Genomic DNA, 12193 nt, shown 5'->3' with positions numbered 1-12193 from the left:
ATTATTACCGCATCATCACCCCATCAAAGCTCCAACAGCGCGTTCCCAGGGAAGTACGGGCTGGAGTTTATATTCTATGGTCAGATCCTTGCGGTTATATTGCTTGTGGAAATTAGAGATGATCCGTTTTAATACCATCTCTCCTTTTTCAGCGGTTACGGTTGGGAGCAGGATAATGTACTGGCTGATGCTGTAGCGGGTGTACACATCACTGCACCGCAGGGAGTTGCGGACCGCATTATTAAGGTGTTCCATGGACTTGTTCAGGACAGCCAGCTTTGGCACATGTCCGTCCAGGTCGCTGACTGTCAGCAGGCACAGATAGATGGAGTCGCCTGTTCTCTCAATGGCCCTGCGCTCCAGCTGGAACAAGTCATGAAAGACAGGGTATTCACAGTAAAATGCACCGCCGGAAGCCTCCTCGCGGAGGGTTTCCTGAATGGAATCCAGGTTGGTGTTGATGCCCTGCTCCTTGCTGCGGATCGTCTTGTACAGATCCTTAAAATGGTCGGAAGGCGATATGGAGAATTCGTTATAGAACAGGTCCATGGTATGGTTGTATTCTTCGATTGCCTGGCTGGTGTGGCCGTCCCTGTACAGGGAGTATACCAGGTAGTAATGGAATTCTTCATCAAAGGGCTCGATCCCCACAGCTGTCTGGCAGATGGAGGTGATCAGTGAAAAGTTTTCCTTTTTCAAAAGCAGATCCACTGTCTTATAAACCAGCTTCTGGTAAAGGGAGTGGTAGTAGGTGCTGATGGGGATGACCCAGGATTCATATTCGGATTTGGGAAGAAAATCGCCTTTATAGATGGCAAGCCCTTCCAGGCACAGTTTAAGCGCTGCGTCCTCATCCTGAATGTGGTTGATCACCTGGGTGCAGATGGCCTCAAAACGGTCAATGTCCAGCTGGGTAGGGTACTCCTGAGTCCATGCATAGGAACCTCTCTGCTGGACTAAAAGTTTCTGTGGAGGCAGTTCCAGGGGTTCCAAAAGCTTTCTGGAACGGAACATCAGGGTCTTTAAGGCGCCTTGGGGATTCACTCCGGGGTCATCTGCCCATATGACATTGATCAGTTCGTTGGGGCTTATATCTTTTTTTTGAAACACAACAAGGTACTCTAAAAGGCACCAGGGCTTTTTAGACTGGTTGCTGTTGTCGGTTATCTCTTTATCACCAACCTTGATTGAGAAGCCGCCCAGTGTATTCACATAAATAGTAGGCTTTTCTTCGGAAGCTGATGTTTTCATGGTCTTTCTCCTTTGCAATACAGAGTTACTACATTTTAGTATACTAACGTATAGGGGAAATGTCCAGAATAAAACTTAAAAAAAATTTTAGCAAAGGGAAGTTTTGTAACCGGAATGTAACCGTGGGCTGTTATACTGATAACAGGATAAATGGGACATTTTACAACAATTCAAAGTTAAGCAGGTGAATATATGTCTGTTGCGAGAACAGGAGCACTGCCGGATTCATACAAATATTATACCATAACCATAGACAGCTTTGATAACAGGCTGTTAAGTGGACAGGTTTTTCACGACAGCCTGGATCAGGGGATGGCCTTTAAAAGTCTGTCAGAGATGACATTGCTATTGGAAGGCTTATTTGACAAGCTGCATTATCCCATGAAGAGTGTGGACCAGAGGAATTTTAATAAAAAGCCTGCGGATATCAGGATAGAGGAACCACAGCATGGAACCAGAGCTTCTGAGGGAATCAAAGGAAAACTTGGAGAGTTCAGGCTTCATGTTAAGTACCGGTTTCATGCGACCTGGCAGGGGGATATCAGAAATTTAAGGAATGGGGAGACACATTCCTTTTTAAGCTTTCTGGAATTAATGGAATATTTCAGCAGGGAGCTGGGTCCAGGGCCGGAGGATAACCCTTATGGTCTGGGCAAGAAGATGTGCGAGGTGGTGGTCCGCAATTATGATAATTTTATCATGAAGGGCGATATTTCCCATCCTGCCGTGGAACAGAGGGAATTATTCTGTAATGAATTTGATATTAAGGAAGCCATTGAACACATGCTGAACCCCTTACCTGAGGGGACGGACCAGGGAAATATAATCATACCAAGGACCGTGACCGTGTGCGCGGGCAACTTCGGACCGGCCACATTTGTGGTAAGGGTGCTTTTCAGGAGAAATTCCACCTGGCAGGGAATTATATGCTGGAAAGAGAGGCGCCGCCAGATTAATTTCAGGAGCTTCATGGAGATGATTCTTCTGATGCAGGACGCTGTGCTTCGCAGTGACAGCTGGAAGGAAGAGGACAGCACGGAGGCGGCGAACCTGGCCTAAAGCCAGGTATTATCTTCACATACGTTTTCAGACAGAAAGGACAGACAGACATAGATGGAGCAGAGGAACGGCAAAAGCGGGATACGTAGGATCATCATCATTATACTGGCTGCAGTCATGCTTGTCAGCGGGGGGATGACCATTCATCGTTACATGGAGGACCAGAGGGCCAAGGCCGAGTATGACCGCCTGGCGGAACTTGCCAGGGAAACCACAGCGCCGCCTGAGACCGAGGCGCCCACAGAGGAACCTGAGACAGAGCCTGAGACAGAACCCTATGTTTCACCCATTAATTTTGATGAACTAAAAGAAGAAAATCCGGATACCATCGGATGGATCAGGGTGCCGGATACCAATATCGATTACCCCATTGTCCAGGGAACGGACAATGATTTTTATCTGAACCATGACTTTTACGGAAAGGAAAGCATAGGCGGAGCCATTTACCTGGACTTTGAAAGCCAGGGGGATTTTGTGGGGCGCAACAATATTTTGTACGGCCACAACATGAAGAATGGAAGCATGTTCAAGGACGTGGTGCGCTATAAAGAGGAAGACTACTTTAAGGAGCACCAGTATTTCAGCATCTATACCCCGGACAGGGAGATCAGGCTGAAGGCAGTGGCATGTTATTATGGAGAGGCCCAGCCCATTGTGCGAAAGACCCGTTTTAAATCCCAGGAGTCCTTTGACGCCTTCGTCCATGAGATGATAAAACCCTGCAGCTACGCGGTGGATATTACTTATCCGGCCAAGACCCTGTATACCCTGGTAACCTGCAGCTATGAGATCAATGATGCCAGGACGTTCCTCTTTGCCGTGGAGGTGGATGAGGACGGCAGGGAGATCGGGCCTGATGAAGAGTTCCTGCAGAAGATGGATGACTTGATGAAAGCCAAACAGCAGGAGGCAGCCCAGGCAAAAGAGTAAGTGATGTATAAGGTATCAGCCACAAATTCCCAATTGGCAGATTTGTGGCTGATTTTACATTTATTTATACCTGTTTAATGCATAAAAAAACGTAAATAGGTATTGGAAATCAAGAAGAGATATGCTATACTTAGCACGTTAGGCACATTTTATTTAATAAAATAAAGAGTGCCGGAGGATAATAGGGCAAGGTTAAACTGTTTAGGGGATTGCCGGTCATCAGATGACAATGGAGTCATACCTGTGTGGATGGGTGTGGCTTTTTTCTTAGACAGTAAGACCGCATAGATTCCATTAAAAGAGGAGAGATTATTATGAAATTGAGTACAAAGAAAGTATTAGGCATGGTTCTGGCCGGTGTATTGGCCGCAGGTTCCCTGACAGCATGCGGCGGTTCCGGCACCGCATCTACAACAGCAGCGGATGCCGCCACAGCAGCTTCCGGCGACAGCCAGGCGGCAGCAGATACAACAGCGGCGGCAGGAGAGAAAAAGACGCTGAGAGTTGCCATGGAATGTGCATATGCGCCATATAACTGGACCCAGCCCGATGATTCCAACGGTGCGGTTCCCATTGCTGACAGCAATGAATTTGCATACGGATATGATGTAATGATGGCAAAGAAGATCTGTGACGAACTGGGATATGATCTGGAGATCGTGCGTCTGGACTGGGATTCCCTGATCCCGGCCGTAACCACAGGAAAGGTTGACTGCGTCATCGCCGGACAGTCCATTACATCCGAGCGCCTTCAGGCAGTGGATTTTACTGAGCCGTATTATTATGCGACTATCGTTACCCTGGTTAAGGAGGGAAGCAAGTATGCGGATGCAAAGAGCGTAGCCGACCTGGCAGGAGCAACCTGTACATCCCAGCAGAGCACCATCTGGTATAACACATGCCTGCCGCAGATCGAGGGAGCCAATGTACTGGCGGCTACCGCAAGCGCACCGGACATGCTGATGTCCCTGAATGCGGACAAGTGTGACCTGGTTGTGACAGACCAGCCAACGGGCAAGGGCGCACTGGTTGCTTACCCCAACTTTAAGATGATCGAGTTCGGCGGCGGGGAGAATGATTTCCAGGTAACGGATGAGGACATCAATATTGGTATTTCATTAAAGAAGGGAAATACCGAATTACAGGATGCCATCAACAGTGTTCTCACCAAGATGACAAAGGATGACTTCTCTCAGATGATGGATGAAGCCATCTCTGTACAGCCGCTGGCTAATTAATTGATACACCCTTCTGCGCAGTCACTGACCGTGGCTGCGGGGAGGAATAAAGTACGTTCAGACAGTAAGGAGAAAGGATATGCCTACAGACTTTTTCGGCCGCGTAATGGTCGTATTCAACCGATATGGTATGTCAATGCTGCAGGGTGCAGGCGTCAGTATGAGGATTGCACTGGTAGGTACATTGGTGGGCTGTATCATCGGCTTTGCCGTTGGTATTGTCCAGACCATACCAAGCGGAAAGGGAGATAACCCGGTAAAGAGAGCCGTGCTCTGGGTGGTAAAACTGATATTAAACGCCTATGTGGAGTTCTTCCGCGGAACCCCCATGATGGCCCAGGCCATGTTTATTTACTTTGGACTTCTGCCCCTTCTTGGCATTGATATGTCCATGTGGGGAGCTGCTAATTTTATTCTCTCCATCAATACGGGCGCCTACATGGCGGAGACGGTCAGGGGCGGAATCCTTTCGATTGACCCGGGTCAGACAGAGGGGGCTAAATCCATCGGTATGACCCATGTACAGACTATGGTCTATGTTATCCTGCCCCAGGCACTGCGCAATATCATGCCTCAGATCGGCAACAACCTGATCATCAATATCAAGGACAGCTGCGTGCTCTCCGTGATCGGTGTGACGGAGCTGCTGTACAAGACCAAGGCGGCCGCAGGAGCGCTTTATATGAATTTCGAGACATATACCATTACCATGATCATGTACTTCATCATGACATTCACATGCTCCAGGATCCTTCGCTGGTGGGAGAACCGGATGGATGGGGCCGATAACTTTGACCTGGCCACCACGGACACCTTGGCCCATACCAGCGGTATGTACCGTTTTCCGGATGATAAGGGCAAGAATAAGGAGGATGCGTGATGAAGGGAGATAATATTTTAGAGATCCGCCACCTGAGCAAAACCTTTGGCACCAATCTGGTTCTCAAGGACATTGACTTTTCAGTCAGCAGCGGGGATGTCACCTGTATCATCGGGGCATCGGGTTCCGGAAAATCCACGCTTTTGCGCTGCCTGAACCTGCTTGAGACACCTACCACAGGGGAGATCGTCTACCATGGCACCAACATAGCTGACAAGAAGGTAAATGCGCCTCAGTACCGCTCCAGGGTAGGAATGGTGTTCCAGAGTTTTAACCTGTTTAATAACATGACCGTGCTTGATAACTGTATCATCGGTCAGACCAAGGTCCTGAAAAAGAACAGGGCTGAGGCGCAGAAAAATGCCATGTACTATCTGGAAAAGGTGGGAATGGCACCATATATCAACGCAAAACCAAGGCAGCTGTCAGGCGGGCAGAAGCAGAGGGTAGCCATTGCAAGAGCTCTTGCAATGGAGCCGGAGGTACTGCTGTTTGATGAGCCCACTTCCGCCCTTGATCCCCAGATGGTGGGAGAGGTTTTGGAGGTTATGCGCAAGCTGGCCGGTGAAGGTCTTACCATGATCATTGTCACCCATGAGATGGCATTTGCCAGGGATGTATCCAGCCATGTGGTATTCATGGCCGGCGGCGTGATCGTGGAGGAGGGAGCTCCGGAGCAGATATTTGGGGCACCCAAAGACAGGCAGACACAGGAATTCCTGAGCCGTTTCATGCATGGATGATATCAGGCTGTCATGGGGCTTATGAGGGATATGATTACGGAATGATTTACGGTAAAATAGGGCGGCACGATGGAATAAGGCTGCAGGGCTTAGATGATCTTGGCCCATGCAGATCCATTCCATTGTGCCGCCTTTTTCCGTGGTTTTGCGGGGCGTCAGGATTTATCCCTTTGCGTCCTCATCCACCTTTTGGGCCTTTGTGATATAGGGATAAAGGTCCTCGTATGATTCACGTTCCGCATCGTCCTGAGGCAGAGAGGGAATCAGCCCGGTACAATCCATGGTGGAACAGGCCTGAATGTCGATGTCAAACGGGTCTTTTTCCGTGTCCTTGCTGGTATCCATTTGGAAATCACCTCCCCTTACATGTTTTTGTGTCTGTATGAAATGAATGATGTGTGTGAAGTATTACAGAGTTAGTTTGTATGGAAAAGCGGGAATTATACTGGCAATTGCAGCGGAAAAAGTCATTTTTTTTCAAACATATAATTTAGCGGTCACTGGTCCTGGTAATAAGATTTCCAATAATCCTTTGAAAGTTCGATAAAGGTCTTCAGCGGCTGGCTTACATAACTTTGCCTGGCATAACAGAAATCCAGATCCCAGTAGGGATGTGAGGGGAGGGAAAAAAGGGATATCCCATCCATGTTTTTTGTGTAACATTTGGGTATAATGGCGCAGCAGATCCCGGATGAGACAAAGGAGGGAATGCCGGCAGCGCTGGAGGTTTCAAATAAAATGTTGGGAGAAAACCCCGCTTCCTGGAAAATGGAATCTGTTACGGCGCGGCAGCTGGACTTCTGGTACATAAGCACAAAGGATTCGTCTTTCAGAAGCCGCAGATCCAGCTGAGGGTATTCCTTTTCCCTGCTTTTTATGGACCGCGCAATGGGGTGGGAGGAGGGCAGGGCGGCATAAAATTCCTCGGAACAGATATGGATGTAGTTGATATTGGCCTTTTCACGGGGACCGATGGTGATAAAGCCCAGGTTCAGGTTTCCGTTGGCGATCATGTTCTGCATGTCATAGCTTCCAATCTCCAGAGGGGAGATGGAGACATTGGGATGCATCTGCAGAAAGCGGGGATATATGGAAGTGAACATGGCAATACCCCGCCCGCCCGGCATTCCCAGGGAAAATGAGCGCTGGGACCGGTCCAGTACATCTGCGATTCTGTGATAGGTGTTTTTCTTGGTGAGCATGATCTCACGGGCGCCCTGTACATAGAGCTCCCCGATTTCTGTGAGTTCCCAGTTATGACGGGTCCGGTAAAACAGGGGCGCGCCCAGTTCCTTTTCCAGCTTCAAAAGCTGCTGGTTTAAGGCGGACTGGGAGATAAAAAGCTTCATGGCGGCCCGGCTGACATTTTTTTCTTCTGCAATCTTAAGGATATATTCTATCTGTTTTAAATCCATGGGTATCTGTCTCTCCTCTGCCAATTATAATGCGGGTAGTTCAAACATGTTTTAGGAAAATTATAGCAGGTATGCGGGATTTTATAAATGGATTTATTAAGACATATAGTGAAATTAAGAATTTTACTTATAGAAGGCCGGAGGATATAATCGTGTTATGGATCGGCTGCCTTAAAAAGGGGCGGCTGGAGATGACAAGGAGGAACCTATGGGAGCATATGATGTAATCATTATTGGAGCAGGGGTGGTGGGCAGCGCTGTTGCCAGGGAATTGTCCCGTTTCTGTCTCGACATTGCGGTTCTGGAAAAAGAACCGGATGTGGCCTGCGGCAATTCCGGCAGGAATACGGGAATGCTTCATGCCGGATTTACCTATACGCCGGGATCGCTGAAAGCAGAGTGCGCAGTGGAGGGAAACAGGGAATTTGACCAGGTGGCAGAGGAACTGGATGTCCCATTTCGCAGGACCGGCAAGCTGGTTGTGGGATTTGATGAGGAGGACAGGAGGAATATTCTTAAATTCAAGGAAATCGGGGAACGAAACGGTGTAAGAGGAATGGAAATGATCGACAAGGCCCGTCTCAATCAGCTGGATCCCAATGCGGGCGGGGAGTTTGCCATGTACGTCCCGTCCTCCGGCATCCTGGACCCCATGCAGTACACCATAGCCCTGGCGGAAAATGCATGTGCAAACGGCGTGCGTTTTCTGTTCGGCCGCAGGGTGGAGGGAATCCGGCGGGAAGAGGATGGATATCTGATACATACCTGCAAAGGGGATGTGAGGACAAAGTGGGTGATCAACTGCGCAGGCATGTATGCGTCCCAAATTTCCGCCATGCTGGGATATCCCGATTATCCGGTCAGGGGATTTAAGGGGGAGTATTATGTGCTGGATAAAAAGGCAGGGAAAAATATGAGGATACCCATCTACCCGGCGCCCAATGAAAAGGGAGGGTTCGCAACCCATGCAACCCCCACCATTGATGGAAACGTACTGGTGGGGCCCGACTCCTATATAACGGAGGGATACGAGGATTACAAGGTGACCAGAGAACATATGGACGGACTTTACAGGGATGGCCGCAGGATGTTTAAGGAAATGAAGCCCGAGTATTTTATCAGGAATTTTGCGGGAATACGCTGGAAGATCTATGATCCGAAAACAGGGGAAAATAAGGACTTTGTGCTGGAATCAGACGATTCCCATCCCTGTACCGTAAACCTGGCGGGAATCGAGTCTCCGGGCGTCACCTGCGCCCTTCCCCTGGCCAGGAGAGCGGCAGCGATCCTAAGGGAGAAGGAAAATCCGCGGATCGATCCGTCATTTTCACCGTACCGTAAAGGGATCAGGCGTTTTTCGGATATGGATCAAAAGGAAAAGAAAGAAGCCATTGCCGGCAATCCTGATTATGGGGAGGTTATATGCCGCTGTGAGACGGTTACCAGGGCGGAAATCCTCCAGGCCATCCATAATCCCCTGGGAGTCCATACTGTAACCGGGATCAAGAACAGGACAAGGGCTACCATGGGACGATGTCAGGGAGGCTACTGTGAAACGCGTATCACAGCCATGATCCAGGAGGAACTTGGGATTGACGAGAGACAGGTGCGCTACTCCAAAGAAAATTCATATATGTTTACAGGAAAGGTAAGGTGACGGGGGTGAAACAGGTATCAGCAGCGATCATTGGCGGGGGGCCGGCTGGCCTGGCTGCAGCAGTACAGCTATACCGCAGAGGGATAACCGACATTGTGATCCTTGAGAGGGAGAAAAAACCGGGAGGGATCCTGCGGCAGTGCATCCACGATGGATTTGGTCTCACGCGGTTTAAGGAGACACTAAGCGGTCCGGAATACGCGCAGCGTTTTATGGACATGGTGGATGATATGGGAATCCCGTATATTACGGATACCACAGTATTGGAGATTACACCTGATAAAAGGATTTACGCTTCCTCCAGGGAAGGGATGATCGAACTGCAGGCCAAGGCGGTCATTCTCACCATGGGCTGCAGGGAGAGAACCAGAGGCGCTGTGAGTATCCCCGGGGAACGGCCGGCAGGAGTCTACACTGCAGGCGTGGCCCAGGCATATATCAATCTCCAGAATAAGATGGTGGGAAGGGAAGCGGTGATTCTGGGTTCAGGGGATATAGGCATGATCATGGCCAGACGTCTGACACTGGAAGGAGCCCATGTACAGGCCGTGTTTGAAATACAGCCCTATTCCAGCGGACTTCCCAGAAATATAGAACAGTGTCTTCGGGATTACGATATACCCTTGTATCTAAGCCATACGGTGACCGATATTCTTGGAAAGGAGCGTTTGGAAGGCGTGGTGGTTTCCCAGGTGGATGATCACATGCAGCCTGTTCCGGGAAGTGAGAAGACATATGCGTGCGATACCCTGATCCTCTCGGTGGGACTGATACCTGAAAATGAACTGTCCCTTGGGGCGGGTGTCATACTGGATGGCAGGAGCAAAGGCGCTGTGGTGGATGAAAATTACCAGACAAGTGTAGACGGAATCTTTGCGGCAGGCAATGTGCTCCATGTCCATGACCTGGTGGATTTTGTGTCCAGGGAGGCGGAACGGCTGGGGGACGCCGCGGCGGAGTATGTGAGAAAAGGCGGCCTTCCATCATGCGGGCTGGACATAAGGACCGATGAACACATTACTCACACCATACCGCAGAAGATCAGCGGGAACAAGTCCTTCTGTCTATCCCTCAGGGTAAAAAGGCCCATGAGTGACCGCAGGATCCAGGTGCTCCAAGGAGGCCGTGTGATCAAAGAGCAGACATTTAAAAAAGCAAATCCGGCAGAGATGATCCAGATTACCGTGGACGCGTCTGTCTTAAACTGCCGGGAAGATGTGGAGGTGAAGGTGGTATGAAAACAAGCTTTACCTGTATTGTGTGCCCTGTGGGCTGCAGCCTTCAGGTGGAGGAACAGGATGGGAAGGTGCTTAACATCAGTGGAAACCGATGTCCAAAAGGCCATGGTTATGCACTCCAGGAAATGACCGCTCCGGTGAGGAACATAGCCACTTCCATACGGATCAAGGGCGGTGAACTGCCCCTGGCCAGCGTCCGTCTGTCCGCTCCCATTCCCAAGAAGGATATTTTCAGGGCAATGGAGGAGATCAGGAAGGTGACCATACATGCTCCGGTCCATATCGGGGATGTGGCTGTCAGGCATCTGCTGGGCAGGGAGGTGGATGTGGTGGTGACAAAGAACGTTTTGGAGGCCTGATATCCAGATGGACCAATGTTAGCTGTAAAAGGAGGATAAATAAAAAGTATGAAGGTGACAGAGGGAGGAATGGTATCGGGATTGCTGCGGGATGTTAAAATCCCCAGGATGTTCCATGCAAGGCAGACATTTCCCAGGGAGGTAATTCCTCGGGAGGAGATTGCGGGGGTGGTGGATCAGCAGCTGAGTCAGGAGCGGTTCGCGTCCCTGATCAAGCCGGGGATGAGGATCGCCGTCACGGCAGGAAGCAGGGGCATACGAAACGTGGATATTATTACAAAGGCCATTGTGGATTTTGTCAAGGGCAGAGGGGCAGTACCTTTTATCGTCCCGGCCATGGGAAGCCATGGGGGCGCTACGGCAGAGGGACAGCTGGAGGTGCTGGCAAGCTATGATATTACCCCGGAAACCATGGGATGCCCGATCCGGTCCTCCATGGAGGTGGTGGAGCTTGGGGTTTCTGAGAGAGGCAGGCGGGTGTTTATTGACAGGAATGCATATGAAGCGGACGGCATTATCATATCATGCAGGCTTAAGCCCCACAATGCGTTTCGCGGAGCTTATGAGAGCGGGCCATGCAAAATGATGACAGTGGGCCTTGGCAAGCAGGAAGGCGCCAGCATTGTGCACAGCGATGGAATGGATGTGATTGCTGAAAACATTCCCACCATGGCCAGGGTGGTGCTGGAAAAGGCAAAGATATTGCTTGCGATCCCATGCATGGAAAATGCATATGATGAGACTTGCAGGATTGAGGCGATCCTTGCACAGGATATCATGGAGCGGGAGCCGGAGCTTCTAAAATATGCCTTTTCCAACATGCCCAAGCTTATGATGGGGGAGACAGACGTGCTGGTGGTGGATGAGATCGGCAAAAATTACAGCGGCACAGGAGTGGACCCCAATATTACAGGAACTTTTTCAACACCCTATGCAACCGGTGGGATCAGGGTGCAGAGAACCTGTTTCCTGAACCTGAGCCAGGCCAGCCACGGCAATGCGCTGGGCTGCGGACTGGCCTCTGCCATTACCAAAAAGATTTTTGATCAAATGGATATCGAAAAGATGTATCCCAACTGTATCACCAGCACGGTGCTGGCTTCGGCACGGATCCCATGTGTGGTGGCCACTGACAGGGAAGCCCTGCAGCTGTGTATCCGTACCTGCAATAAGATAGACAGGGGGCGGGTACGGGTGGTGCGCATTGCCAACAGTCTCCATATCGGGGAGATCATGCTGTCAGAGGCGTACTATGAGGATGTAAAAAAGGGGCTGTATCCGGGGGTAGAAGCTCTGGATGAACCCAAGGCGCTGGAGTTTGATGAATCAGGGAATTTGACCACACCTGCGGAATACATGGCTGCGCCATAATTGCCAGATATAAATAAAAATGTACGGTTTCCGGAAGTGTTACCCTTGATCC

12 protein-coding genes are annotated in these 12193 nt (G+C 50.0%); 9 read left to right on the top strand and 3 right to left on the bottom strand.

Annotated features, from left to right (window positions below; translation table 11 throughout):
- Positions 1–15: 15 nt before the first annotated feature.
- Positions 16–1251: a BTAD domain-containing putative transcriptional regulator gene (locus CLFS41_RS11405; protein ID WP_007867459.1), complete on the bottom strand. Its 1236-nt coding sequence runs from the start codon at positions 1249–1251 to the stop codon at positions 16–18.
- Between the two features lie 192 nt (positions 1252–1443).
- Between CLFS41_RS11405 and CLFS41_RS11400 the strand changes: the two genes are divergently transcribed.
- The 5 genes from CLFS41_RS11400 to CLFS41_RS11380 all read left to right on the top strand — a co-directional run bounded on the left by CLFS41_RS11400 (position 1444) and on the right by CLFS41_RS11380 (position 6101).
- Positions 1444–2310, top strand: a complete 867-nt coding sequence (locus CLFS41_RS11400) for a hypothetical protein (protein WP_007867456.1) — start codon at positions 1444–1446, stop codon at positions 2308–2310.
- Between the two features lie 54 nt (positions 2311–2364).
- Positions 2365–3240 carry a class B sortase gene (gene srtB / locus CLFS41_RS11395; protein ID WP_045092345.1) on the top strand — a complete coding sequence of 292 codons (876 nt, stop codon included), beginning with the start codon at positions 2365–2367 and terminating at the stop codon, positions 3238–3240.
- A gap of 314 nt (positions 3241–3554) precedes the next feature.
- Positions 3555–4478, top strand: coding sequence for a transporter substrate-binding domain-containing protein (locus tag CLFS41_RS11390; RefSeq protein WP_045092344.1), 924 nt, complete (start codon positions 3555–3557; stop codon positions 4476–4478).
- Between the two features lie 79 nt (positions 4479–4557).
- The gene (locus tag CLFS41_RS11385) at positions 4558–5358 is read left to right on the top strand and encodes an amino acid ABC transporter permease (protein WP_007867449.1); all 801 of its coding nucleotides are present in this window, start codon (positions 4558–4560) and stop codon (positions 5356–5358) included.
- On the top strand, positions 5358–6101 hold the full coding sequence (locus CLFS41_RS11380) for an amino acid ABC transporter ATP-binding protein (RefSeq protein ID WP_007867445.1): 744 nt from the start codon (positions 5358–5360) through the stop codon (positions 6099–6101). The genes CLFS41_RS11385 and CLFS41_RS11380 overlap by 1 nt, the downstream gene beginning before the upstream one ends.
- Before the next feature lie 162 nt (positions 6102–6263).
- Here CLFS41_RS11380 and CLFS41_RS11375 read toward each other — a convergent pair whose 3' ends face one another.
- Positions 6264–6446 (bottom strand): hypothetical protein, encoded by a 183-nt coding sequence (locus CLFS41_RS11375; protein ID WP_007867442.1) that lies wholly within the window; start codon positions 6444–6446, stop codon positions 6264–6266.
- Between the two features lie 152 nt (positions 6447–6598).
- A complete protein-coding gene (locus CLFS41_RS11370; protein ID WP_045092343.1) occupies positions 6599–7516 on the bottom strand; it encodes a LysR family transcriptional regulator in 918 nt (305 codons plus the stop codon).
- Between the two features lie 208 nt (positions 7517–7724).
- On the opposite strand from CLFS41_RS11370, the gene CLFS41_RS11365 reads away from it, so the two are divergent.
- Genes CLFS41_RS11365 through CLFS41_RS11350 form a run of 4 tightly spaced genes read left to right on the top strand, consistent with a single transcriptional unit; the run spans position 7725 to position 12141 of the window.
- Positions 7725–9173, top strand: coding sequence for an NAD(P)/FAD-dependent oxidoreductase (locus CLFS41_RS11365; protein WP_045092342.1), 1449 nt, complete (start codon positions 7725–7727; stop codon positions 9171–9173).
- A gap of 5 nt (positions 9174–9178) precedes the next feature.
- Entirely contained in the window at positions 9179–10411 is a 1233-nt protein-coding gene (locus tag CLFS41_RS11360; RefSeq protein WP_330653918.1) for an FAD-dependent oxidoreductase, read from the top strand.
- Positions 10408–10770 (top strand): DUF1667 domain-containing protein, encoded by a 363-nt coding sequence (locus CLFS41_RS11355; RefSeq protein WP_045092340.1) that lies wholly within the window; start codon positions 10408–10410, stop codon positions 10768–10770. Before CLFS41_RS11360 ends, CLFS41_RS11355 begins: the two co-directional genes overlap by 4 nt.
- A 48-nt stretch (positions 10771–10818) precedes the next feature.
- Positions 10819–12141: a lactate racemase domain-containing protein gene (locus tag CLFS41_RS11350; protein WP_045092339.1), complete on the top strand. Its 1323-nt coding sequence runs from the start codon at positions 10819–10821 to the stop codon at positions 12139–12141.
- Positions 12142–12193 lie beyond the last annotated feature (52 nt).

Origin of the sequence: Clostridium sp. FS41 (assembly GCF_000954015.1) — a bacterium.
Classification (GTDB): Bacteria; Bacillota; Clostridia; order Lachnospirales; family Lachnospiraceae; genus Enterocloster; species Enterocloster citroniae.
The sequence above is the reverse complement of the archived record's forward strand: the minus strand, read 5'-3'. Positions and strand labels throughout refer to the sequence as shown.

Coding starts and splice junctions, on each gene's coding strand:
- CLFS41_RS11405 (WP_007867459.1), bottom strand. CDS start 1,251: ATGAAAACATCAGCTTCCGAAGAAAAGCCTACTATTTATGTGAATACA.
- CLFS41_RS11400 (WP_007867456.1), top strand. CDS start 1,444: ATGTCTGTTGCGAGAACAGGAGCACTGCCGGATTCATACAAATATTAT.
- srtB (WP_045092345.1), top strand. CDS start 2,365: ATGGAGCAGAGGAACGGCAAAAGCGGGATACGTAGGATCATCATCATT.
- CLFS41_RS11390 (WP_045092344.1), top strand. CDS start 3,555: ATGAAATTGAGTACAAAGAAAGTATTAGGCATGGTTCTGGCCGGTGTA.
- CLFS41_RS11385 (WP_007867449.1), top strand. CDS start 4,558: ATGCCTACAGACTTTTTCGGCCGCGTAATGGTCGTATTCAACCGATAT.
- CLFS41_RS11380 (WP_007867445.1), top strand. CDS start 5,358: ATGAAGGGAGATAATATTTTAGAGATCCGCCACCTGAGCAAAACCTTT.
- CLFS41_RS11375 (WP_007867442.1), bottom strand. CDS start 6,446: ATGGATACCAGCAAGGACACGGAAAAAGACCCGTTTGACATCGACATT.
- CLFS41_RS11370 (WP_045092343.1), bottom strand. CDS start 7,516: ATGGATTTAAAACAGATAGAATATATCCTTAAGATTGCAGAAGAAAAA.
- CLFS41_RS11365 (WP_045092342.1), top strand. CDS start 7,725: ATGGGAGCATATGATGTAATCATTATTGGAGCAGGGGTGGTGGGCAGC.
- CLFS41_RS11355 (WP_045092340.1), top strand. CDS start 10,408: ATGAAAACAAGCTTTACCTGTATTGTGTGCCCTGTGGGCTGCAGCCTT.
- CLFS41_RS11350 (WP_045092339.1), top strand. CDS start 10,819: ATGAAGGTGACAGAGGGAGGAATGGTATCGGGATTGCTGCGGGATGTT.